Origin of the sequence: Kitasatospora sp. SC0581, assembly GCF_048159585.1 — a bacterium.
In the GTDB taxonomy this organism is placed as follows: Bacteria; Actinomycetota; Actinomycetes; order Streptomycetales; family Streptomycetaceae; genus Kitasatospora.
Map to the genome: position 1 here is coordinate 157,848 of NZ_JBLRWA010000003.1, position 22,921 is coordinate 180,768.

Here is a 22,921-nt window from a genome sequence, read left to right on the forward strand (position 1 = left end):
CCGCAGCACCCATCCCACCACGCCCGGCACCCCGGCCGCAACATCTTGCCGACAGTCTGTCGGCAAGATGTCGGCGAGTCGTCCGAGCCCCGTCGGCGGGTCGTCGGCGCCCTCCCGGCTATCCGAGTTCCGCCAGCGCCGCGTCCGCCCAGCGCGGGCCGATGCCGGTCAGCACCACCCGGCGCGGGTCCTGGTCGTCCCCGCCCTCGGTGCCGCCGATGGCGCGCTCGATCCGGACCTCCAGCCGGTCCTCGGACAGCCGCTCGACCTTGCCCTCGCCCCACTCGACCACGACCACCGACTCGGGCAGCGAGACGTCCAGGTCGAGGTCCTCCATCTCGTCCAGGTCCCCGCCCAGCCGGTACGCGTCCACGTGCACCAGCGCCGGGCCGCCGACCAGCGAGGGGTGCACCCGGGCGATCACGAAGGTCGGCGAGGTCACCGCCCCGCGGACCTGCAGCCCCTCCCCCAGGCCCCGGGTCAGCGTGGTCTTCCCCGCCCCCAGCTCGCCGGAGAGCAGCACCAGGTCACCCGGCCGCAGCAGCGCGGCCAGCTCCCGGCCGAGCCGGCCCATCCGCTCCGGGGTGGGGACGGTGAGAGTGGCGTGCGAGCCCATGCGCGTGTCTTGCCCTTCGGTCCGTACGGCGCGCCGACCACCGGCCGCCACCGCTACCGTGCCACATCGGCGGGCACCCGCGCGGCGGGTGGGCCCTTCGGACGGGCACCCGGGCCTCAGGCGGGGTCGACGACGGTCTCCGCGGTCCGCTCCCCGGCCAGGTCGAGGACGGCCGCGGGCAGCGGCGCGGCCCCGGCGAAGCCGACGGCCCGGCGCAGCAGCCGGGCCAGCTCGTGGTCGACCAGCTCCGGGCACTCCAGCATCACCAGGTGCCCGGCGCCCTCGGCCAGCACCAGCTCTGCGCCGGGCAGCCGCTCGGCCATCGCCTCGCTGTGCGTCGAGGGCGTCAGCAGGTCCTTCGTCCCGGCCAGCACCAGTGCGGGCAGGCCGCGCAGGGCGTCCAGCGCCCCGTACTTCTCGTGCGCGCCGAACACCGGGTAGAACTCGGCGACCACGTCGATCGGGGTGGCGTCCAGCAGCTGCTCGGCGAAGCGCACCACACCGGGGTCGACGTCCCGGCCGCCGAAGGAGAACCTCCGGTAGAACACGGCGGCCACGTCCGAGCCCAGCCGCCTGGTCGCCTCGACCAGGTCGACCTGGCGGCCCAGCAGCTTCACCACCCCGGGCGCGACCTTCTTGAACAGCTTCGCGCCGGCCTTCGGCAGGCCGAGGCTGACCTCGTTCCAGTCCCCGGCGAGGGTGCCGATCAGCGCCACCCCGGCGACGCGCTCGCGGAACAGCTCCGGGTGCTGGTCGGCCAGCGCCATCACCGTCATGCCGCCCATCGAGTGGCCCACCAGCACCAGCGGCCCGGTCGGCGCGACGGCGTCGACCACCGCCTTGAGGTCGCCGCCCAGCTGGTCGATGCCGGCCGGCTCGCCCGCCAGGTACGAGCGGGAGCGCTCGGAGCGGCCGTGGCTGCGCTGGTCCCAGAAGACCAGCCGCAGGCCCTCGCGCAGCGCGGCCCGCTGGAAGTGCCAGCTGTCCTGGTTGAGGCAGTAGCCGTGGCAGAACACCACGGTCAGCGGCTCGGCACCGGTCCCGCCGTCCGGCCCGCTCCAGCCGGTGCCGTCCAGCTCGACGTACAGCTCGGTGCCGTCCGGCGCGGCCACCGTCCTCGGGCGCCCGCGCAGCGAACCGTACGGGGCGTTCGCGTCCAGCTCGGCCCGGGCCCGGCGGCGCATCGCCCGGCCGACGGTCAGCCGCTCGATCGCGACGCCCGCGGCCGCCCCGGCTGCCAGCACGCCGACCGAGATCCCGATCACACCCGCCCGGCTCACCCCGGAGGCGGCACCGGCCGCCCTGGCGACCGCCGCGACCGGACTGCCCTCGGCCGGCCCCCCGGTCATGCCGACCGGACCTCGGCGTGGCTGCCGCCCAGGTAGCGGCGGGGCACCCGGGCACCGATCCGGGTGATGATCTCGTACGAGACGGTGCCGCAGGCGCGGGCCCAGTCCTCGGCGGTGGGCTCGCCGCGCTCGCCGTTGCCGAACAGCAGCACCTCGTCGCCGATCGCCGGGGCGTCGCCGCCGAGGTCCACCACGAACTGGTCCATCGCGACCCGGCCGGCCACCGTGCGCCACTTGCCGTCGATCTGCACCGGGCCGGTGCCGCTGGCGTGCCGGGGGATGCCGTCGCCGTAGCCGACCGGGACCAGGCCCAGCGTCGTCTCGCCCGGCGTCGTGTAGTGGTGGCCGTAGCTGACCCCGTGCCCGCCGGGGACGTGCTTGACCAGCGCCAGCCGCGCGGTCAGCGCCATCACCGGGCGCAGCCCGAAGTCCGCCGGCGAGCCCACCTCGGGCACCGGCGACAGCCCGTACGCGGCCAGGCCGGTGCGGACCAGGTCGAAGTGCGACTCCGGCAGCAGCAGGGTGGCCGGGGAGTTCGCCAGGTGCCGGACCTCGGGGCGCAGCCCGGCGGCCTCGGCCGTGGCCAGCGCGACGCGGTAGGAGTCCAGCTGGGCCTGGATCGACGGGTGGCCGGGCTCGTCCGCCGCGGCGAAGTGCGACCAGACGCCGACGACCGTCAGCAGCCCCTCCGCCTCGGCCCGGCGGGCGGCCGCCACCAGCCGCGGCCAGTCGTGCGGCTGGCAGCCGTTGCGGCCGAGGCCGGTGTCGGCCTTCAGGTGCACCCGGGCCGGGATGCCGGTCTCGCGCACGGCGGGCAGCAGCTCGTCCAGCGCCCACTGGCCGCTGACCGAGATGTCCAGGCCCGCGCGCAGCGCCTCGCGCCACGGCCCGCCCGGCGTCCACAGCCAGCACAGGATGCGGGCCTGCTCGGGGCGGATGCCCGCGGCCCGCAGGGCCAGCGCCTCGTCCGGCGTCGCGCAGCCGAGCCAGCCGACCCCGTTCGCGACCGCCTCCCGGGCGCACTCGACCGCGCCGTGGCCGTAGGCGTTCGCCTTGACCGCGAGCATCACCGCCGTGCTGCCGACGCGCTCGCGCAACGCGGCGAGGTTGCCGCGCAGGGCGGCGAGATCGATGGTCGCCTCGGCCCGTACGCCGTCGGTGAGGGTGGCTGTGCCGATCGTGTTCGCAGTTGTCATCAGGGTCAGTCTCCCAGACGTCCCGGAGTCCTCGCCGAACGGCCCGTCGGCGCGGCGGCCGACGACCGGGCCGCGCGCACCGCGCCGACCTGCGGCGAACCGCTCGTCCGTCCCTTGCACGGACGCGTTCGACGGACCGTCCGGTTCCGGTTGCCGGCCCTCCGGGCGCCTTCCCGGCCTTCCCGGTCAGGGCGTCCGGACCGCCCGCCACACCGCCGGCAGCGCGCCGGCCACCGCGAGCGCCGTCGTCGGGGCGCCCGGCTCGCCCGCCGCCTCGCGGCCGGCCAGGCCGTGCAGGTAGGCGGCCGCCGACGCGGCGTCCAGCGGCGCGAGACCGGCCGCCAGCAGGGAGCCGGCCAGCCCGGCCAGCACGTCGCCGCTGCCGGCCGTGGCCAGCCAGGAGGTGCCGGTCGGGTTCACCCGGACGGCCCCGCCCGGGTCGGCGACCACCGTGGTGGAGCCCTTCAGCAGCACCGTCGCGCGGTAGGCGGCCGCCAGCCGGCGGGCGGTGGCCAGCCGGGCCGCGGCCAGGTGGTCGGCGGCCGGCGGCGTGCCGCCCCCGGCACCCGCGAGCAGCCGGGCGGCCTCGCCGGTGTGCGGGGTGAGCAGGGTGGGCGCGGTGCGGCCGGCCAGCGCGTCCGGGCCGAGCCGGCCCAACTCGGTCAGCCCGTCCGCGTCCACCAGCACCGGGACGTCGCTCGCCAGCGCCTCGGCCAGCGCCTGCCGCGCCCCCTCGCCGCCGCCCGGCCCGACCACCCAGGCCTGCACCCGCCCGGCCCCGGCCGGACCGCCCTCGGTGACCAGCACCTCCGGGAAGCGCCGCACCACCTCCTCGGCCGCCGTGCCCACGTACCGGACGGCGCCCGCGCCCCCGTGCAGCGCCCCGGCCACCGCGAGCAGCGCCGCCCCCGGGTAGGTCGCCGAGCCGGCCGCCACCCCGACCACGCCGCGCCGGTACTTGTCGCTCTCCGCGCCCGGCACCGGCAGCAGCGCCGCCACGTCCGCGTGCTGGAGCGCCGTCACCTCCGCGGCGGGCGGCTCCAGCCCGATGCCGACCAGCTGCACGGCGCCCGCGTACGAGGCCCCCGGGTCGATCAGCAGACCGGGCTTGTACGTGCCGAAGCAGACCGTGACGTCCGCGCGCAGCGCCACGCCCGGCACCTCGCCGGTGTCGGCGTCCACCCCGCTCGGCAGGTCCACCGCGACCACCGCCCCGCGTCGCGCCGCCCGCACGTACGGCTCCGCCGCGGGGCGCAGCCCGCCGCGGCCGCCGATGCCGACGATGCCGTCCAGCACCAGGTCCGCGCGCGAGAAGTCGGCCAGGCCGACTTCCTGCTCCACCGTCACCCGCCCACGGGCGGCCCGCAGCGCGGCCAGCCCGCCCGGGTGCGCCTTCTCCGGCACCAGCAGCACCGCCGTCACCCGCGCCCCGCGCCGGGCCAGCGCGGCCCCCGCGTACAGGGCGTCACCCCCGTTGTCCCCGCTGCCCGCGAGCACCGTCACCCGACTGCCGTACACCCGCCCCCGACGCCCGGTCAGCAGCCGCGCACACGTCGCGGCCAGCCCCACGGCCGCCCGCTGCATCAGCGTGCCCTCCGGCAGCCGCGCCATCAGCTCGGCCTCGGCGGCCCGGACGGTTTCCACAGGGTGTGCATGACGCATTCGGGGACTCCTTCAGAAGCCGGCCGGTATCAGACCTGGGCGCACTTTCGAGTGACCCCTACAACGATCCCCCGCGCACACCCGGCTGTACGCCTACGTTGTCGCCTGTGGACATCCTTCAGTCGTTCCTGAGGCTGCACGTGCCCCAGGGGTGCAAGATCGAACTCTTCCAGGCCTGGGAAGAGATCATCGTGACTCCTCATCAGGGCGGTGCGCACGAGGACGTCGTCGCCCGGTTCGCCCGTACCGTGGCACGGGAAGCAGCCGGAGACCTGTACGTCAGCACGCACAAGGGCCTGATCACCCCGACCGGCCGATTCATCCCGGATGCGACCGTAGCCCCCGTCGGCCGCTTCCGGGGCCAGGAACCGTGGTCACCACCGACGGGCGTCGCGCTGGTCCTGGAAATCACGTCGACCAATCCGCTCAAGGAGCGCGAGCCGAAGCGGCTTGGCTACGCCGCCGCAGGCATCCCCTGCTATCTATTGGCCGACCGCGACGAAGGGAGGGTCACGCTGTTCACCGAGCCCGAGAACGGGGACTACACCGCCCTCGTCGAGACCGGTTTCGGCAGAACGATCGACCTGCCCGCCCCCTTCTCGTTCGCACTCGACACGGCGCCCCTGCGGTAGGACGCAGCCACCGCAGGGGCGCCGTACGGCCGAGCGGCTACTCGACGGTGACCGACTTCGCCAGGTTGCGCGGCTGGTCGACCTCGTGGCCCTTGGCCGTGGCCAGCTCGCAGGCGAAGACCTGCAGCGGGACGGTGGAGACCAGCGGCTGGAGCAGGGTCGGGGTGGCCGGGATGCGGATCAGGTGGTCCGCGTACGGGACGACGGCCTCGTCGCCCTCCTCGGCGATCACGATCGTGCGGGCGCCGCGGGCCCGGATCTCCTGGATGTTGGAGACGATCTTGTCGTGCAGGATCGACCGCCCGCGCGGCGAGGGCACGACCACCACGACCGGCAGCCCCTCCTCGATCAGCGCGATCGGGCCGTGCTTGAGCTCGCCCGCCGCGAAGCCCTCGGCGTGCATGTACGCCAGCTCCTTGAGCTTGAGCGCACCCTCCAGGGCCACCGGGAATCCGACGTGGCGGCCGAGGAACAGCACCGAGCGGGCGTCGGCCAGCGAGCGGGCCAGCTCGCGCACCGGCTCCATGGTCTCCAGGACCTGCTCGACCTGCTTCGGCGCGTCGCCGAGCTCCTTGATGACGGCGAAGATCTCGTCGCCCCACTTGGTGCCGCGCACCTGGCCCAGGTACAGGGCGACCAGGTAGCAGGCGACCAGCTGGGTCAGGAACGCCTTGGTGGAGGCGACCGCGACCTCCGGACCGGCGTGGGTGTACAGCACCGCGTCCGACTCGCGCGGGATGGTGGAGCCGTTGGTGTTGCAGATCGCCAGCACCTTGGCGCCCTGCTCGCGGGCGTGCCGCAGGGCCATCAGGGTGTCCATGGTCTCGCCGGACTGCGAGATGGCGATGACCAGCGTGCCCGGGCCCATGATCGGGTCGCGGTAGCGGAACTCGGAGGCGACCTCGACCTCGCAGGGGATGCGGGTCCAGTGCTCGATCGCGTACTTGGCGATCATGCCGGCGTGGAAGGCCGTGCCGCAGGCCACGATGACGACCTTGTCGACCGAGCGCAGGTCGGCGTCGGAGATCCGCAGCTCGTCGAGGGTCAGCCGGCCGTCGGTGCCGATCCGGCCGAGCAGGGTGTCGGCGACCGCCTTCGGCTGCTCGGCGATCTCCTTGAGCATGAAGTAGTCGTAGCCGCCCTTCTCGGCGGCGGAGGCGTCCCAGTCCACGTGGTACTCGCGCACGTCGGCCGGGGTGCCGTCGAAGTTGGTGACGGTCACGCCCTCCCGGCGCAGCTCGACCACCTGGTCCTGGCCCAGCTCGATCGCCTCACGGGTGTGGGCGATGAAGGCGGCGACGTCCGAGGCGAGGAAGTTCTCGCCCTCGCCGCGGCCGACCACCAGCGGCGAGTTGCGGCGGGCGCCGACGACCACGTCCGGCGCGTCCGCGTGCACGGCGACCAGGGTGAAGGCGCCCTCCAGCTGACGGCAGACCGCCCGCATGGCCTCGGCGAGGTCGCCCGCGTAGGCCTCGCCCAGCAGGTGGGCGACGACCTCGGTGTCGGTCTCGGACCGGAGGGTGTGGCCGCGCTCGGCGATCTCGGCGCGCAGCTGGGCGAAGTTCTCGATGATGCCGTTGTGCACCACCGCGACCCGCCCGCGGTCGTCCAGGTGAGGGTGGGCGTTGGCGTCCGTCGGGCCGCCGTGGGTGGCCCAGCGGGTGTGGCCGATGCCGGTGGTGCCGCCGGGCAGAGGGGTCTCGGCGAGCGACTTCTCCAGGTTGGCGAGCTTGCCCGCCCGCTTGTCGGTGGCCAGGCTCCACTGCCCTTCGGAGTCCTGGACCTGCACCGCGACACCGGCCGAGTCGTAGCCCCGGTACTCCAGTCGCTGCAAGCCTGCGATTACTACGTCGAGGGCGGTCTGAGCGCCCACGTATCCAACAATTCCGCACATGCGTGCCAGCATAAGGGCGGTTCTGTGGCCGTTTTCCCGCCGCGCGGGAACACTGCGTGACCGACACCACAGCCACCGTGAACGCCGCGACGGCTCACAATGGAGCATGTGCTGACCGAACTCTGTACGCCGGGCGCCGCCACGCCCGGCCCGTCCCCGTCCCCCTACGTGGACCTCAGCCGGGCCGAGTGGAGCGCGCTGCGCGAGCGTACGCCGCTGCCGCTGACCGCCGAGGAGGTGGAACGGCTGCGCGGCCTCGGGACCGCCCTCGACCTGGACGAGGTCCGCGACGTCTACCTGCCGCTGTCGCGCCTGCTGAACCTGTACATCCACGCCACGCACGAGCTGCGCGGGACGCTGGGCACTTTCCTGGACACCCCGGACACCGAGCGCACCCGCACCCCGTTCATCATCGGCGTGGCCGGCTCCGTCGCGGTCGGCAAGTCCACCACCGCCCGTCTGCTGCAGGCGCTGCTGGCCCGCTGGCCCGAGCACCCCCGGGTCGAACTGGTCACCACCGACGGCTTCCTGCTCCCCAACGCCGAGCTGCGCCGCCGCGGCCTGATGGCCCGCAAGGGCTTCCCGGAGTCGTACGACCGCCGGGCGCTGATGCGCTTCGTCGCGGATGTGAAGGCGGGCAAGGAGCGGGTCAGCGCGCCGGTCTACTCGCACCTGGTGTACGACATCGTGCAGGGCGAGCGGCTGACCGTGGAGCGCCCGGACATCCTGATCGTCGAGGGCCTGAACGTGCTCCAGCCGGCCCTGCCCGGCAGCGACGGCCGCACCCGCCTCGCGGTGGCCGACTACTTCGACTTCTCGATCTACGTCGACGCCCGGACCGACGACATCGAGCACTGGTACCTGGACCGCTTCCGCAAGCTGCGGCAGACCGCCTTCCAGGACCCGAACTCCTACTTCCGCCGCTTCACCGAGGTGCCGGAGGAGGAGGCGATGGAGTACGGCCGGCAGGTCTGGCGCACCATCAACAAGCCCAACCTGCTGGAGAACGTGCTGCCGACCCGCGGCCGGGCCACCCTGATCCTCCAGAAGGGCCAGGACCACAAGGTCCGCCGGGCCCTGCTGCGCAAGCTCTGAGCCCACCCCGACGAGCCCACCCCGACGGGCGCGTCCCGAAGAGCGCCCCCCGAGGGGCGCGCCCGGGGAGGCACCTCCGGAGGAGCGCACGACACGAAGGGCCCCCGCGGCGCGCGGGGGCCCTTCACCGTGTCTCCGGGGCTCAGCCCAGGTGGGTGCGCACGGCCTCGGCCAGGCGCTGCCCGACCGTCTCGGCCTGTGCCGGGTCGGCGGCCTCGACCATCACCCGGACCAGCGGCTCGGTGCCCGACGGGCGCAGCAGCACCCGGCCGGTGGAGCCCAGCTCGGCCTCGGCCTCGGCGACCGCGGCGGCCAGCTCGGTGCTGGTCCTCACCCGGGACTTGTCGACGCCCTTGACGTTGATCAGCACCTGCGGCAGCCGGGTCATCACGGCGGCCAGGTCGGCCAGCGGCTGCTTGGTGGCGGCCAGCCGGGCGCCCAGCATCAGGCCGGTCAGGGTGCCGTCACCGGTGGTGGCGTGGTCCAGCAGGATCACGTGGCCGGACTGCTCGCCGCCCAGCGCGAAGCCGTGCTCCTTCATCGCCTCCAGCACGTAGCGGTCGCCGACGGCGGTCTCCACCAGCTCGACGCCCTCGCGCTCCATCGCCAGCTTGAAGCCGAGGTTGGACATCACGGTGGCCACGGCGGTGTTGCCGCGCAGGGTGCCGGCCTCCTTCATGGCGATCGCGAGGATGGCGATGATCTGGTCGCCGTCCACCTCGTTGCCCTCGGCGTCGGCGGCCAGGCAGCGGTCGGCGTCCCCGTCCAGGGCGATGCCGAGGTCGGCCCGGTGCTCCTTCATGGCGACGCGCAGCCGGTCCAGGTGGGTGGAGCCGACGCCGTCGTTGATGTTGAGGCCGGTGGGCTCGGCCCCCAGGGTGTGGACCACCTCGGCGCCGGCCCGGGCGAAGGCCTCGGGGGCGACGTAGGCGGCCGCGCCGTGGGCGCCGTCGATGACGACCTTGATGCCGTCCAGGCGGTTGGGCAGCACGCCGATCAGGTGGGCGACGTACTTGTCGAAGCCCTCGGTGTACTCGCGCACCCGGCCGACGGCCGCGCCGGTCGGACGGTTCCAGTCCTCGTCGCCGAGGGTGTGCTTGCGGTAGTGGGTCTCGATCGCGTCCTCGATGCGGTCGTCCAGCTTGTGGCCGCCGCGGGCGAGGAACTTGATGCCGTTGTCCGGCATGGCGTTGTGGCTGGCGGACAGCATCACGCCGAAGTCGGCGCCGAGCGCGCCGGTGAGGTACGCCACGGCCGGGGTGGGCAGGACGCCGACCCGCAGGACGTCGACGCCGGCGCTCGCCAGACCGGCGATGACGGCGGCCTCCAGGAACTCGCCCGAGGCGCGCGGGTCACGGCCGACCACCGCGACCGGCCGGTGGCCGTCGAAGGCGCCGGCCTCGCCGAGCACATGGGCCGCGGCGACCGACAGGCCGAGCGCCAGCTCCGCCGTCAGGCCCTCGTTGGCCACCCCGCGCACGCCGTCCGTACCGAAGAGTCGTCCCACTGTCCCGTCCTCCATCACCACTGCTCGGAACCCAAACCGATGATCCCGGCCGCCGCGCAGTAGCCGGGGAACACGTCGCCCCGGAGTACGCGAGGTACTCCGGGGCGACGGTTTTTCGCGCAACCAGGGGGTGCGCCGCCAGGGCGGACCGCACCCCCGGGGGAGGCGATTAGCGCTTGCTGTACTGCGGCGCCTTGCGGGCCTTCTTCAGACCGGCCTTCTTGCGCTCGACGGCGCGGGCGTCACGGGTCAGGAAGCCGGCCTTCTTCAGCGCGCCGCGGTTGTTGTCCACGTCGGCCTCGTTCAGGGCACGGGCGACGCCGAGGCGCAGCGCGTAGGCCTGGCCGGAGACGCCGCCACCGCTGATGCGGGCGACGACGTCGTAACGGCCGTCCAGCTCGAGGAGCTTGAAGGGCTCGTTCACGGTCTGCTGGTGCACCTTGTTGGGGAAGTAACCCTCGAGGGTGCGACCGTTGATCTTCCACTGGCCGGTGCCGGGGACGATGCGCACGCGGGCGATCGCCTCCTTGCGACGGCCCAGGCCGGCGCCGGGGACGGCCTCGCCGAAGCGGCCGGCCAGCGACTCGGAGGTGTAGCTCTCCTCGGAGGTGTACTCGCCCTCGACGGCCTCAACGGCCTCGTCGAAGTCGACCTCAAGGGTTTCAGTGGTCTCGGCCACGGTGTTCCTCAGCTCTTTTCAGTGTTGGGGGGCTTGGTGGCCGAATTACTGCGCGACCTGGGTGATCTCGAACGGCACCGGCTGCTGGGCAGCGTGGGGGTGCTGGTCGCCCGAGTAGACCTTCAGCTTCGAGAGCATCTGGCGGCCCAGGCTGTTCTTGGGGATCATGCCCTTGATGGCCTTCTCGACGGCCTTCTCCGGGTTGTTCGCCAGCAGGTCGTCGTAGCGCACCGAGCGCAGACCGCCCGGGAAGCCCGAGTGGCGGTAGGCCAGCTTCTGGGTCTTCTTGTTACCGGACAGGTGCACCTTGTCGGCGTTGATGATGATGACGAAGTCACCAGTGTCAACGTGCGGCGCGTAGATCGCCTTGTGCTTGCCCCGGAGGAGGTTGGCGGCCTGGGAGGCCAGGCGGCCGAGCACGACGTCGGTCGCGTCGATGACGTGCCACTGACGCTGGACGTCGCCGGGCTTGGGGCTGTACGTACGCACGGTCGTAGCCTTCGCTTTTCAGTGAGTGAGTCCTGACAGGAGCACCCGGACGGCAGAGCAGCCTGGCCAACCTTGGACGCAATTCAAGGGTGACCGCTGGTCGACGACCTGATGTCTCCGGCGTACCGACCTCTCACGTGAGATAGAGCGAGCCAATACGCACATCAAGCGTCCAGGTTACCGGCCGGATCCGAAGGGGTCAAAAATGGGTCGGCTCCTTCCGGCCGGAGGCCCGGCCGTCACTCAGCGTTCGCGCTCCACGCGGGTCACGTCCCAGACCGGTTCCGGCGACTCGAACACCCGGCCGTCCGCGCCGAACACCAGGAAACGGTCGAAGGTCTTGGCGAACCAGCGGTCGTGGGTGACGCACAGCACGGTGCCCTCGAAGGCCTCCAGGCCGGCCTGCAGGGCCTCGGCGCTCTCCAGGTCCAGGTTGTCGGTCGGCTCGTCCAGCAACAGGGCCGTGACACCGGAGAGTTCGAGCTTGAGGATCATCAGCCGGGCCTGCTGCCCGCCGGACAGCGACTCGAACTTCTGCTCCTCCTGGCGGTCCAGCTCGTACCGGCGCAGCGCCCCCATCGCGGCGCCGCGGCTGAGCGCGTGCTCCTCCTCGACGATCGACCGCACGGTGCGGCCGAACAGCTCCGGGTGGGCGTGGGTCTGCCGGAAGTGGCCGGGCACGACCCGGGCGCCGAGCTTCCAGGCGCCGGTGTGCTCGACGGTCTCGTCCCCCGCGAGCAGCCGCAGCAGGTGCGACTTGCCGGCGCCGTTGGCGCCCAGCACCGCGACCCGCTCGCCGTAGAAGACCTCCAGGTCGAAGGGCCGCATCAGGCCGGTGAGCTCCAGCTGCTCCAGGGTGAAGGAGCGCACACCGGTGCGCCCGCCCTTGAGCCGCATGGTGATGCTCTGCTCGCGCGGGGGCTCCTCCGGCCGCCCGGCCTCCTCGAACTTCTTCAGCCGGGTCTGGGCGGCGGCGTAGCGGGTGGCCAGGGCGTGGCTGACGGCGGCGGCCTGGCGCAGGGTGACGACCAGCTTCTTGAGCTTGGCGTGCTCCTCGTCCCAGCGCCGGCCGAGCTCCTCGAACCGCGCGAAGCGGTCCTTGCGGGCCTCGTGGAAGGAGTCGAAGCCGCCGCCGTGCACCCAGACGCTGCTGCCCGCCGCGCCGGACTCCACGGAGATGATCTTGTCGGCGGTCTTGGAGAGCAGCTCGCGGTCGTGCGAGATGAACAGGACGGTCTTCGAGGTGGCCTTGAGGGCCTCCTCCAGCCAGCGCTTGGCCGGGACGTCCAGGTAGTTGTCGGGCTCGTCGAGCAGCAGCACCTCTTCGGGGCCGCGCAGCAGCGCCTCCAGCACCAGCCGCTTCTGCTCGCCGCCGGAGAGGGTGTTCAGGCCGCGCCACTGGGCCTTGTCGAAGGACACCCCGAGGGCCGCCATGGTGCAGACGTCCCAGTCGGTCTCGTAGTCGTAGCCGCCGACGTCGGCCCAGTCGGAGAGCGCCTGGGCGTAGGCCATCTGCGTCTTCTCGTCGTCCTGGGCGATCATCGCCAGCTCGGCGGCGTCCACCGCGCGGGCGGCCTTGGCGATCCGCTCGGGGGCGACGGAGACCAGCAGGTCGCGCACCGAGGCGTCGGCCGGCAGCGCGCCCGGGGTGGACTGCTGGTCCTCGCGGCCGGTGGTGCCGACGAACTGGCGCATCACGCCGAGCCCGCCGCTGATCGTCACCGTGCCGCCGTGCGGCTGGATGTCCCCCGCGATCATCCGGAGCAGGGTGGTCTTGCCGGCGCCGTTGGCACCGACCAGGGCGACCGCGGCGCCCTCTCCGACCCGGAAGGACGCGTCGTCGAACAACACGCGCCCGTCCGGCAGGTAGTACTCCAGGTGCGAAATCTCGACGTGTCCCATGGGAACGATTCTCCCAAGCGGACGCGCCGGGCCAAAACGGATTAACCGATGGCCGGCTGACCGGGCAGGGTCCGCATCCGCCGGGCCGCCCGGTTGCGCTCGGCCAGCTGGTCGTCCGGCGGGTAGCCGACCTCCTCCAGCGTGAGCCCGTACGGCCGGATCACGTTGACGGCGGAGTTGCGCACCCCGCCGGCCAGCACCTCGCCGGGGAACTCCACCGGCCGGTGCCCGTCGCCGACCAGCAGCATCGCGCCGACCAGCGCCCGGACCATGTTGTGGCAGAAGGCGTCGGCCCGCACGGTGGCGACCGCGAGCGAGCCCTCCTGGGCGGCGTACGGGTCCACCGGGACGCGGTCCCAGTGCAGCTCCAGCAGGGTGCGGATGGTGGTGGCGCCCTCGCGCTTCTTGCAGTACGCGGCGAAGTCGTGCTCGCCGAGCAGCAGCTTCGCGGCGGCGTTCATCTTCTCCACGTCCAGCGGCCGGTCGTGCCAGAGCACGTGGCCGCGCAGCAGCGGGTCCACCCCGCCGGGGTGGTCGGAGACCCGGTACGCGTACCGGCGCCAGACGGCCGAGAAGCGGGCGTCGAACCCGGCCGGCGCCTCGCCGACCCGGTAGATCCGGACGTCCCCGGGCAGCCGGCCCGCCAGCCGGCGCAGCAGCTTCTCCCGGTGCTCCGCCCACAGCTCGGCCGGCAGGTCGACGTGGGCGACCTGGCCGCGGGCGTGCACCCCGGCGTCGGTGCGGCCGGCCACGGTCAGCGGGAACAGCTCCGGGCTGCGGGTGACGACCTGCAGCGCGCTCTCGATCTCCTCCTGGACCGTCCGGCGGCCGCCCTTCTGGCGGGCCCAGCCGGAGAACTCGGCACCCTGGTAGGCGAGGTCGAGCCGGACCCGGACGTACCCGTCGGCCGGGCCGTCCTTCACCGGCGGCTGCTCGGCGCACTCGTTGACCACTGCTTCTCTTCTCCCGGGACCTCGAAGAACAAGGAACGGGCCCGCTCCCCCATCACTGGGGAAGCGGGCCCGCAACACACCTAGAGGTGTCAGGCCTGCTCGGCCTCGGCGGCGTCGGCCTTGGTCTCCTCGACCTTGGCGTCGGCCTCCTTGACGGCACGCTTGGTGGCGGCCTCGGCCTCGCCGACGGCGGTCTGCGCGACGGTCAGCGCCTCGACCAGCTCGATCACGGCCATCGGGGCGTTGTCGCCACGACGGGGACCGATCTTGGTGATACGGGTGTAACCACCCGGGCGGTTCTCGTAGCGCGGCGCGATCTCGGTGAAGAGGGTGTGCAGCACCGACACGTCGGTGATGGTCTTGCGCACCAGGCGACGGTTGTGGATGTCGCCCTTCTTCGCCTTGGTGATCAGCTTCTCCGCCAGCGGGCGCATCCGACGGGCCTTGGCCTCGGTCGTGGTGATGCGGCCGTACTGGAACAGCTCCCGGCACAGACCGGCGAGCAGCAGCGGCTCGTGGTGCGGGCCGCCGCCGAGGCGGGCACCCTTGGTGGGACGCGGCATGGATTACTCCTTGAATCTCCGACTACGGCCGTATCAGGTACCGCAGCGGGCGTACGGGCACTGTTGCCCGTACGACTTTCACGACGACGGGGGCGGTTCGTGGAACCGCCCCCGCGGCCAATTCTCTCAGTACTGCTCGGTCTCGGCGAAGTGCGAGTCGTCGAGGTCGTCGGCGCCGAAGGCGTCGGCGGCAGCGGTCGGGTCGAACCCGGGCGGGCTGTCCTTGAGGGCCAGGCCCATGCCGGCCAGCTTCGCCTTGACCTCGTCGATCGACTTCGCACCAAAGTTGCGGATGTCGAGCAGGTCGGCCTCGGAGCGGGCGACGAGCTCACCCACGGTGTGGATGCCCTCGCGCTTGAGGCAGTTGTAGGAGCGGACCGTGAGCTCCAGCTCCTCGATCGGCAGCGCCAGGTCGGCGGCCAGGGCGGCGTCCGTCGGGGACGGGCCCATGTCGATGCCCTCGGCGTCGATGTTCAGCTCGCGGGCGAGGCCGAACAGCTCCACCAGGGTCTTGCCGGCCGAGGCCATGGCGTCGCGCGGACGCATGGCGGGCTTGGTCTCGACGTCGACGATCAGCTTGTCGAAGTCGGTCCGCTGCTCGACACGGGTGGCCTCGACCTTGTAGGTGACCTTCAGCACGGGGCTGTAGATCGAGTCGACCGGGATGCGGCCGATCTCCTGGCCGGAGGCCTTGTTCTGCACGGCGGAGACGTAGCCGCGACCGCGCTCGACGGTCAGCTCCATCTCCAGCTTGCCCTTGCCGTTCAGCGTGGCGAGGACCAGCTCCGGGTTGTGCACCTCGACACCCGCCGGCGGGGCGATGTCGGCGGCGGTGACGACACCCGGGCCCTGCTTGCGCAGGTACATCACGACCGGCTCGTCGTGCTCCGAGGAGACGACCAGCTGCTTGATGTTGAGGATGAGGTCGGTCACGTCCTCCTTGACGCCCGGCACGGTGGTGAACTCGTGCAGGACGCCGTCGATGCGGATGCTGGTGACAGCGGCACCCGGGATCGACGACAGGAGCGTGCGGCGCAGGGAGTTGCCGAGGGTGTAGCCGAAGCCCGGCTCCAGCGGCTCGATCACGAACCGCGAGCGGAACTCGTCGACGACCTCTTCGGTCAGCGAGGGGCGCTGAGCGATAAGCATGGGGGGAATCCTCCAGTTGTCTTCGGCACCCACTATTTGATGCCGACAGGACCAAGCGTACGGGCTCCCGTAGGCAGCGACCAATCACTGCGTGGGAGCCCGTACGAGGTTTAAAACATCACCCGCGTGCCCGAAGGCGCTGCGTCAGACGCGGCGGCGCTTCGGCGGACGGCAGCCGTTGTGCGGGGTGGGGGTGACGTCCTGGATCGAGCCGACCTCCAGGCCGGTGGCCTGGAGCGAACGGATCGCGGTCTCGCGGCCGGAGCCCGGACCCTTGACGAAGACGTCGACCTTGCGCATGCCGTGCTCCTGCGCGCGACGGGCAGCGGCCTCGGCGGCCATCTGCGCGGCGAACGGGGTCGACTTGCGCGAGCCCTTGAAGCCGACGTGGCCGGCGGAGGCCCAGGAGATCACGTTGCCCGCGGGGTCGGTGATCGAAACGATGGTGTTGTTGAACGTGCTCTTGATGTGCGCGTGGCCGTGAGCGACGTTCTTCTTTTCCTTGCGGCGGATCTTCTTCGCGCCGGCAGCCTGACGACCCTTGGGGGGCATAAGTCTGTTCTCCTACTGAGGTGGTCGGTCCGCTGACCCGCGGGCCGGAGGGATGTCCGGTTACGGGACGGACTACTTCTTGCCCGGCTTCTTCTTACCGGCGATCGCGCGACGCGGGCCCTTGCGGGTACGCGCGTTGGTGTGGGTGCGCTGGCCGCGGACCGGCAGGCCGCGGCGGTGACGCAGACCCTCGTAGCAGCCGATCTCGACCTTGCGGCGGATGTCGGCGGCCACCTCACGGCGGAGGTCACCCTCGACCGTGTAGTTGGCGTCGATGTACTGGCCCAGCTTGACGAGGTCGTCCTCGGAGATGTCGCGAACGCGGACATCCGGGTTGACACCGGTCTCGGCCAGGGTCTGCTGGGCGCGGGTACGGCCGATGCCGTACACGTACGTAAGGGCGATCTCGATCCGCTTCTCACGGGGGAGATCAACGCCGGCGAGGCGTGCCATTCAAGGCTCCTGTGGTTCTTCAGAGGTCTTGCGTGCTACCTACTCCGACACCTCACGGTGAGGGAGCCCCGGCCTCTGACCGGGGGTGGCAGTCCGTCCGGGAACGGACGGATCGGGTAGCCCGCTTATGACGTTTTCGCGTCGCGCGAAGTACTACGAGAAATGCTGAAGAGTGATCAGCCCTGGCGCTGCTTGTGGCGCAGGTTGTCGCAGATCACCATGACCCGGCCGTGGCGGCGGATCACCTTGCACTTGTCGCAGATCTTCTTGACGCTCGGCTTGACCTTCATGTTTCAGGTTCTCCGGGTCTAGATCTGACGTTCTTACTTGTAGCGGTAGACGATCCGCCCGCGCGTGAGGTCGTAGGGGCTGAGCTCCACGACGACCCGGTCGTCCGGCAGGATGCGGATGTAGTGCATGCGCATCTTGCCACTGATGTGCGCGAGGACCTTGTGACCGTTCTGCAGCTCGACCTTGAACATCGCGTTCGGCAGAGACTCGATCACGGTGCCCTCGATCTCAATGGCGCCTTGCTTCTTAGCCATGAACTGCGAGATCCACCTTCCGGGACCGGCTACCGTATGCGGAACGCTCGTGCGAACCTGGGTTCACCCCTTCCCCGGGGGGAAGAGGGCGCGCTGAAGCACGCTACGAGTGAGCCGACGGTCCATCCTACGCCAGCGCGTCCGGTGCACCAAAACGGGGGTCCCGGAAAGCGGTCGCCGTCACATCTGCTACGTCAGGCCTTGCTGAGGACCGTCAGCGGCTCGACGTGGGCGGTGCAGGCCGAGCAGCGGCGGGCGGCCTCGGGGATGTCGGTCAGGCACTCGGGGCACGGGCGCTTCGGCGTCTTCGGCTTCTTCGGCATGTAGCGCGCGGTCGCCTTGGTGATCGGCAGCACCACGCAGAAGTACAGCACCGCGGCGGTCATGAAGAACGCGATCAGCACGTTGAGGAACTGCCCGTACGGGAAGGTCACCCCCGCGATGTGCGCCTTGTACGAGCTGAAGTCGCCGGCGGCGCCGACCACCACACCCACCAGCGGGGTGAGGAAGGCGGACACGAAGCCGGTCACCACCGCGGTGAACGCGGCACCGATGACCACACCGACCGCCATGTCGACGACGTTGCCGCGCATCATGAAGTCGCGGAATCCCTTGAGCACGTGCTCTCTCCTGCATCGCTCGTAACCGGACCGGCCGGAGCCGACCACTGCCAGCGCATAAAAATAGGACAAAAGCCCTGGAGGTCCAAACCTCCAGGGCCCTGATCCCTTGTCAGCAGCGGCAGTTGAGCGCCGTCAGGACTACCCGAGGGGGTCCGGAGCTGCGGTGATGCCCAGCTTCGCCAGCTCCGCCTTGCCGCCGTCGAAGGCGGTCAGCACCAGCGGGCCCTGCTCGGTGACGGCCACCGAGTGCTCCCAGTGCGAGGCCCAGGTGCCGTCGTTGGTGACGACCGTCCAGTCGTCCTCCAGCACGGTGGTGTGCGGGGTGCCGAGCGAGACCATCGGCTCGATCGCCAGCACGGTGCCGGGGACGAGCTTCGGGCCCTTGCCGCGGCCGCGCTCGACGTAGTTCAGCACGTGCGGCTCCATGTGCATCGCGGTGCCGATGCCGTGGCCGCCGTAGCCCTCGGTGATGCCCCACTTGCCCTTGGGCGGGAGCGGCTGGCGGCGGATGAAGCCCTCGATCGCCTTGGAGACGTCCACCAGGCGGTTGTTCTTCTTCATCTGGGCGATGCCGGCCCACATCGAGCCCTCGGTCACCCGGCTCAGCATCTCGACCTCCGGGCGGACCTCGCCGACCGCCACGGTGATGGCCGAGTCGCCGTGCCAGCCGTCCAGGATGGCGCCGCAGTCGATCGAGATGATGTCGCCCTCCTGGAGGGCCCGGTCGCCGGGGATGCCGTGCACGACCTCGTTGTTCACCGAGGCGCAGATCACGCCCGGGAACCAGAGCCCGCCGTGGTTGGCCCGGAAGTTCGAGGTGGCGCCGTGGTCGGTGATGACCTTGTCCGCGACGTCGTTGAGCTCCTGGGTGGTCACCCCGGGGGCGACCGCCTCGCGGCAGGCCTTCAGGGCCTCGGCGACGACCAGCCCGGCCGCTCGCATCTTCGCGATCTGCTCGGGGGTCTTGATCTCCACCATCTGGTCACGCCTTCCAAGTCCGGATTACCACTGCTACCACCGTACGACGCCGAAACGGCCGGGCCACCCGCGTGGGGCGGGCGACCCGGCCGTACCGTCGTACGTTCGCCGAGAGACTCAGCTGTCCTGCTTCAGCGCCTCGATCGAGCGGGCGGTGACCTCGTCCACCTTGCCGAGGGCCGAGATGGTCGCCACCAGGCCCTGCTGGACGTAGTAGTCGATGATCGGCTCGGTCTCCGTGTGGTAGACCTCCAGGCGCGTGCGCACCTTGTCCTCGGTGTCGTCCGAGCGCTGGTACAGCTCGCCGCCGCACTCGTCGCAGACGCCGTCGACCTTCGGCGGGTTGTAGTCCACGTGGAAGACGTGGCCACCGTCGTTGCGGCACAGGCGGCGGCCGGCGATCCGGCGGACGACCTCGTCCTCGGGGACCTCCAGGTCCAGCACGCCGTCCAGCTTGATGCCCTGCTCGGCGAGGAACTCGTCCAGCGCCTTGGCCTGCCCCAGGTTGCGGGGGAAGCCGTCGAGCAGGAAGCCGTTGACGGCGTCCGCCTGGAGCATGCGGTCCTTGGCCATCCCGATGGTGACCTCGTCCGGCACCAGGCGCCCCGCGTCCATGTAGGACTTGGCCTCGAGGCCCAGCGGGGTGCCCTGGCTGATGTTCGCACGGAACAGGTCGCCGGTGGAGATGTGGGGGATGGACAGGGTCTTGGCGAGCAGGTGCGCCTGAGTACCCTTCCCGGCCCCGGGAGGACCAACGAGGACGATACGCATCAGCGGAGGAACCCTTCGTAATTGCGCTGCTGGAGCTGGCTCTCGATCTGCTTCACAGTTTCGAGTCCGACGCCGACGACGATGAGCACGCTGGTGCCGCCGAACGGGAAGTTGGTCTGCTGTCCGAAGGCGACCAGGGCGATCATCGGGATCAACGCGATCAGGCCCAGGTAGAGCGAACCCGGCCACGTGATTCGGGTCAGCACGTAGTTCAGGTACTCGGCCGTCGGTCGGCCGGCCCGGATGCCCGGGATGAACCCACCATACTTCTTCATGTTGTCGGCAACTTCTTCGGGGTTGAAGGAGATGGCGACGTAGAAGAAGGCGAAGAAGACGATCAGCAGGAAGTACGTGGCCATGTAGATCGGGTGGTCACCCTTGACGAAGTTCGTCCGGATCCACGTGGCCCAGCCGGCCTGGCTGTTGGTCAGCTGGACCACCAGGGCGGGGATGTACAGCAGCGACGAGGCGAAGATGACCGGGATGACACCGGCCTGGTTCACCTTGAGCGGGATGTAGGTCGAGGTCCCGCCGAACGCGCGGCGGCCGATCATCCGCTTCGCGTACTGGACCGGGATCCGGCGCTGGGCCTGCTCGACGAAGATGACCAGCATCACGACGATGACGCCGACCGCGACCACGGAGAGGAACTCGACCCAGCCGCCGCCGATGGTGCCGGAGGTCTTGATCGCCCACATCGAGGACGGGAACTGCGCCGCGATCGAGGTGAAGATCAGCAGCGACATGCCGTTGCCGATGCCGCGGTCGGTGATCAGCTCACCGAGCCACATGATGACCGTGGTGCCGGCCGTCATCGTGAGCACCATGACGGCGATCCGGAACACGCTGGTGTCCGGGACGATCTGGTTGGCCAGCGGGCAGCCGGAGAACAGCGCGCCGCTGGAGGCCGTCGCCACGATGCCGGTGCCCTGGAGCACGGCGAGCGCGATGGTCAGGTAACGGGTGTACTGGGTGATCTTGGCCTGGCCGGCCTGGCCCTCCTTCTTCAGCATCTCCAGTCGCGGGATCACGACGGTGAGGAGCTGGAGGATGATGCTCGCCGTGATGTACGGCATGATGCCGAGGGCGAAGATCGTCAGTTGGAGGAGCGCGCCGCCGCTGAACAGGTTGACGAGCCCGAAGAGACCGCTGTTCTTGGTCTCCTTCACGCACTCGTTCACGGCCGTGAAGCTCACGCCCGGCATCGGAATGTGCGAGCCCAGGCGGAACAGCACCATGATGCCCAGCGTGAACAGCAGCTTCTTGCGCAGGTCGGGCGTCTGGAACGCCCGCGCGAACGCACTGAGCACGGTGCCTCCTGCGCCTCCCGCGCGTCGTCGGCGGGAGGGTCGGTCCTGAATGGGGAGTTTGCGGTTCGGGCCCCCGTACAGACGGCACAGGCGAGCCTACGCGCAGCCTACAAGGGAACTCCACGGACTCTAACAGTGCGCAGCCACTCGGAAGAAGCGCGTACCGCCCCTCCCCCACTCACGGGGTACGGGATGCCCGGGTTTGCCACACAAAAGAACGAGCGCCTTCCGGCCCGATGTCCCCGGGAACGGCACGAGCCCCGCACCTCCCGGAGGAGGTGCGGGGCTCGAAGGCGGATCTCAGCGGGCTCAGACGAGCTCGGTGACCGTACCGCCGGCGGCCTTGATCTTCTCGGCGGCGGAGCCGGAGACGGCGTCGACCGTCACCTGCAGCGCAACCGAGACCTCGCCGGTGCCGAGCACCTTGACGAGGGAGTTCTTGCGAACCGCGCCCTTGGCGACCAGGTCCTCGACAGTGACCTCGCCACCCTGCGGGTAGAGCTCGGCCAGCTTGTCGAGGTTGACAACCTGGAACGTGATCTTGAACGGGTTCTTGAAGCCCTTCAGCTTCGGCAGGCGCATGTGGAGCGGCATCTGGCCACCCTCGAAGCGCTGCGGAACCTGGTAGCGGGCCTTCGTGCCCTTGGTACCACGACCGGCAGTCTTACCCTTGGAGCCCTCACCACGACCCACGCGGATCTTGTCGGTCTTGGCACCCGGGGCGGGACGCAGGTTGTGGATCTTGATCGGGTTGTCGCCCATGATCAGTCCACCTCCTCAACCGTCACCAGGTGACGGACCGTGTGGGCCATCCCGCGGATCTCGGGACGGTCCTCCTTCACCACGACGTCGTGCATGCGCTTGAGACCAAGCGTACGCAGGGTGTCACGGTGGTTCTGCTTGCTGCCGATGTACGACTTGGTCTGCGTGATCTTCAGGCGAGCCATCAGGCGCTCACCCCAGCAGCACGCGCCCGCAGCAGAGCGGCGGGGGCCACGTCCTCCAGCGGCAGGCCACGACGAGCGGCGATCTCCTCGGGGCGCACGAGGCCCTTCAGAGCAGCCACGGTGGCGTGCACGATGTTGATCGCGTTGTCCGAGCCGAGCGACTTCGACAGGATGTCGTGGATGCCGGCGCACTCCAGGACGGCGCGCACCGGACCACCGGCGATAACACCGGTACCGGGGGCGGCGGGCTTCAGGAGCACGACGCCGGCGGCCTTCTCACCCTGGATCGGGTGCGGGATGGTGCCCTGGATACGGGGGACCTTGAAGAAGTTCTTCTTGGCCTCCTCAACACCCTTGGCGATGGCGGCCGGAACCTCCTTCGCCTTCCCGTAACCGACACCCACGGTGCCGTCACCGTCGCCCACCACGACCAGCGCGGTGAAGCTGAAACGACGACCACCCTTGACAACCTTGGCGACACGGTTGATCGCGACAACGCGCTCGACGTAAGCGGTCTTCTCGACGGCGGGGGCGTTGCCCCGGTCGTCACGCTTACGGTCGCGCCGCTCGCCACCGCCGGTGCCGCCGCCGGCGCCGCTACCGCGGCGCTGGGGTCCAGCCATTGGAATTACCTCTCTCGATTACGTCCGTCGACTGAGCCGACGAGCGGCTTAGAAGTCGAGCCCGGCCTCACGAGCCGCGTCCGCCAGGGCGGCGATGCGGCCGGCGTACCGGTTGCCCGCGCGGTCGAAGACGACCGACTCGATGCCGGCGGCCTTGGCGCGCTCGGCGACCAGGCTCCCGACCTTCTTGGCCAGCTCGGTCTTGTCGCCCTCGGCGCCCTTGATGGACACGTCGAGGGTGGACGCCGACGCCAGGGTGTGACCCTTGGCGTCGTCGATGACCTGGGCGACCATGTGACGGTTCGAACGCGTCACGACGAGGCGCGGACGCACCTCGGTGCCGACGACGCGCTTGCGAACGCGGATCGCGCGGCGCTTGCGAGCGGCGCTCTTGTAGGCGTTGCCCTTGCCGATCTTGACAGAGACACTCATC

The 22,921-nt window shown here is 70.9% G+C and carries 26 protein-coding genes; 2 read left to right on the forward strand and 24 right to left on the reverse strand.

What is annotated here, in order from left to right:
- Positions 1-118: 118 nt before the first annotated feature.
- The 4 genes from tsaE to ACLWS4_RS06920 form a co-directional block, all read right to left on the reverse strand.
- Complete coding sequence (tsaE, locus tag ACLWS4_RS06905; RefSeq protein WP_049655956.1) at positions 119-616, reverse strand: tRNA (adenosine(37)-N6)-threonylcarbamoyltransferase complex ATPase subunit type 1 TsaE; 498 nt, start codon at positions 614-616, stop codon at positions 119-121.
- Positions 617-732: 116 nt separating this feature from the next.
- The gene (locus ACLWS4_RS06910) at positions 733-1,965 is read right to left on the reverse strand and encodes an alpha/beta fold hydrolase (RefSeq protein ID WP_117488211.1); all 1,233 of its coding nucleotides are present in this window, start codon (positions 1,963-1,965) and stop codon (positions 733-735) included.
- Positions 1,962-3,161, reverse strand: coding sequence for an alanine racemase (alr, locus tag ACLWS4_RS06915; protein WP_049655958.1), 1,200 nt, complete (start codon positions 3,159-3,161; stop codon positions 1,962-1,964). Before alr ends, ACLWS4_RS06910 begins: the two co-directional genes overlap by 4 nt.
- A gap of 186 nt (positions 3,162-3,347) precedes the next feature.
- Positions 3,348-4,823, reverse strand: coding sequence for an NAD(P)H-hydrate dehydratase (locus tag ACLWS4_RS06920; RefSeq protein WP_416873593.1), 1,476 nt, complete (start codon positions 4,821-4,823; stop codon positions 3,348-3,350).
- 107 nt (positions 4,824-4,930) lie between these two features.
- Here ACLWS4_RS06920 and ACLWS4_RS06925 point away from each other — a divergent pair, with 107 nt between their 5' ends.
- Positions 4,931-5,455: a Uma2 family endonuclease gene (locus ACLWS4_RS06925; RefSeq protein ID WP_259316627.1), complete on the forward strand. Its 525-nt coding sequence runs from the start codon at positions 4,931-4,933 to the stop codon at positions 5,453-5,455.
- A 37-nt stretch (positions 5,456-5,492) separates the two neighbouring features.
- Here the strand turns inward: ACLWS4_RS06925 and glmS are convergent, their stop codons facing one another.
- Positions 5,493-7,349: a glutamine--fructose-6-phosphate transaminase (isomerizing) gene (glmS, locus tag ACLWS4_RS06930; RefSeq protein WP_416873594.1), complete on the reverse strand. Its 1,857-nt coding sequence runs from the start codon at positions 7,347-7,349 to the stop codon at positions 5,493-5,495.
- 99 nt (positions 7,350-7,448) lie between these two features.
- On the opposite strand from glmS, the gene coaA reads away from it, so the two are divergent.
- Positions 7,449-8,444, forward strand: coding sequence for a type I pantothenate kinase (gene coaA / locus ACLWS4_RS06935; RefSeq protein ID WP_049649055.1), 996 nt, complete (start codon positions 7,449-7,451; stop codon positions 8,442-8,444).
- Positions 8,445-8,586: 142 nt separating this feature from the next.
- On the opposite strand, the gene glmM is transcribed toward coaA, so the two are convergent.
- From glmM to rplR, 19 genes are all read right to left on the reverse strand, one after another.
- A complete protein-coding gene (gene glmM / locus ACLWS4_RS06940) occupies positions 8,587-9,951 on the reverse strand; it encodes a phosphoglucosamine mutase (protein ID WP_049649054.1) in 1,365 nt (454 codons plus the stop codon).
- A gap of 169 nt (positions 9,952-10,120) precedes the next feature.
- Entirely contained in the window at positions 10,121-10,630 is a 510-nt protein-coding gene (gene rpsI / locus ACLWS4_RS06945; RefSeq protein WP_049649053.1) for a 30S ribosomal protein S9, read from the reverse strand.
- Between the two features lie 45 nt (positions 10,631-10,675).
- Positions 10,676-11,119 carry a 50S ribosomal protein L13 gene (rplM, locus tag ACLWS4_RS06950; RefSeq protein ID WP_030055846.1) on the reverse strand — a complete coding sequence of 148 codons (444 nt, stop codon included), beginning with the start codon at positions 11,117-11,119 and terminating at the stop codon, positions 10,676-10,678.
- Positions 11,120-11,362: 243 nt separating this feature from the next.
- Positions 11,363-13,021 (reverse strand): ABC-F family ATP-binding cassette domain-containing protein, encoded by a 1,659-nt coding sequence (locus tag ACLWS4_RS06955; RefSeq protein WP_074003956.1) that lies wholly within the window; start codon positions 13,019-13,021, stop codon positions 11,363-11,365.
- Between the two features lie 41 nt (positions 13,022-13,062).
- Complete coding sequence (gene truA / locus ACLWS4_RS06960) at positions 13,063-13,974, reverse strand: tRNA pseudouridine(38-40) synthase TruA (RefSeq protein WP_416873595.1); 912 nt, start codon at positions 13,972-13,974, stop codon at positions 13,063-13,065.
- Between the two features lie 89 nt (positions 13,975-14,063).
- Complete coding sequence (gene rplQ / locus ACLWS4_RS06965; RefSeq protein ID WP_049649050.1) at positions 14,064-14,537, reverse strand: 50S ribosomal protein L17; 474 nt, start codon at positions 14,535-14,537, stop codon at positions 14,064-14,066.
- A 126-nt stretch (positions 14,538-14,663) separates the two neighbouring features.
- Positions 14,664-15,686 carry a DNA-directed RNA polymerase subunit alpha gene (locus tag ACLWS4_RS06970; protein WP_049649049.1) on the reverse strand — a complete coding sequence of 341 codons (1,023 nt, stop codon included), beginning with the start codon at positions 15,684-15,686 and terminating at the stop codon, positions 14,664-14,666.
- 144 nt (positions 15,687-15,830) lie between these two features.
- Positions 15,831-16,238 (reverse strand): 30S ribosomal protein S11, encoded by a 408-nt coding sequence (gene rpsK, locus ACLWS4_RS06975; RefSeq protein ID WP_030232513.1) that lies wholly within the window; start codon positions 16,236-16,238, stop codon positions 15,831-15,833.
- Positions 16,239-16,310: 72 nt separating this feature from the next.
- On the reverse strand, positions 16,311-16,691 hold the full coding sequence (gene rpsM / locus ACLWS4_RS06980; RefSeq protein WP_049649048.1) for a 30S ribosomal protein S13: 381 nt from the start codon (positions 16,689-16,691) through the stop codon (positions 16,311-16,313).
- Positions 16,692-16,867: 176 nt separating this feature from the next.
- Positions 16,868-16,981, reverse strand: a complete 114-nt coding sequence (gene rpmJ / locus ACLWS4_RS06985; protein ID WP_003956441.1) for a 50S ribosomal protein L36 — start codon at positions 16,979-16,981, stop codon at positions 16,868-16,870.
- Positions 16,982-17,014: 33 nt separating this feature from the next.
- Positions 17,015-17,236, reverse strand: coding sequence for a translation initiation factor IF-1 (gene infA / locus ACLWS4_RS06990; RefSeq protein WP_003956442.1), 222 nt, complete (start codon positions 17,234-17,236; stop codon positions 17,015-17,017).
- A 194-nt stretch (positions 17,237-17,430) separates the two neighbouring features.
- The gene (gene mscL, locus ACLWS4_RS06995; RefSeq protein WP_049649047.1) at positions 17,431-17,856 is read right to left on the reverse strand and encodes a large conductance mechanosensitive channel protein MscL; all 426 of its coding nucleotides are present in this window, start codon (positions 17,854-17,856) and stop codon (positions 17,431-17,433) included.
- 141 nt (positions 17,857-17,997) lie between these two features.
- Positions 17,998-18,837 (reverse strand): type I methionyl aminopeptidase, encoded by an 840-nt coding sequence (map, locus tag ACLWS4_RS07000; protein WP_380775138.1) that lies wholly within the window; start codon positions 18,835-18,837, stop codon positions 17,998-18,000.
- Between the two features lie 117 nt (positions 18,838-18,954).
- Positions 18,955-19,608, reverse strand: coding sequence for an adenylate kinase (locus ACLWS4_RS07005; RefSeq protein WP_049649045.1), 654 nt, complete (start codon positions 19,606-19,608; stop codon positions 18,955-18,957).
- A complete protein-coding gene (secY, locus tag ACLWS4_RS07010; protein WP_030055837.1) occupies positions 19,608-20,918 on the reverse strand; it encodes a preprotein translocase subunit SecY in 1,311 nt (436 codons plus the stop codon). The genes ACLWS4_RS07005 and secY overlap by 1 nt, the downstream gene beginning before the upstream one ends.
- A gap of 309 nt (positions 20,919-21,227) precedes the next feature.
- Positions 21,228-21,680: a 50S ribosomal protein L15 gene (gene rplO / locus ACLWS4_RS07015; protein ID WP_030280790.1), complete on the reverse strand. Its 453-nt coding sequence runs from the start codon at positions 21,678-21,680 to the stop codon at positions 21,228-21,230.
- A 2-nt stretch (positions 21,681-21,682) separates the two neighbouring features.
- Positions 21,683-21,865 (reverse strand): 50S ribosomal protein L30, encoded by a 183-nt coding sequence (rpmD, locus tag ACLWS4_RS07020; RefSeq protein WP_049649044.1) that lies wholly within the window; start codon positions 21,863-21,865, stop codon positions 21,683-21,685.
- Positions 21,865-22,488, reverse strand: coding sequence for a 30S ribosomal protein S5 (rpsE, locus tag ACLWS4_RS07025; protein ID WP_030055834.1), 624 nt, complete (start codon positions 22,486-22,488; stop codon positions 21,865-21,867). The genes rpmD and rpsE overlap by 1 nt, the downstream gene beginning before the upstream one ends.
- Positions 22,489-22,536: 48 nt before the next feature.
- Positions 22,537-22,920 (reverse strand): 50S ribosomal protein L18, encoded by a 384-nt coding sequence (gene rplR, locus ACLWS4_RS07030; RefSeq protein ID WP_030280785.1) that lies wholly within the window; start codon positions 22,918-22,920, stop codon positions 22,537-22,539.
- Position 22,921: the final 1 nt, after the last annotated feature.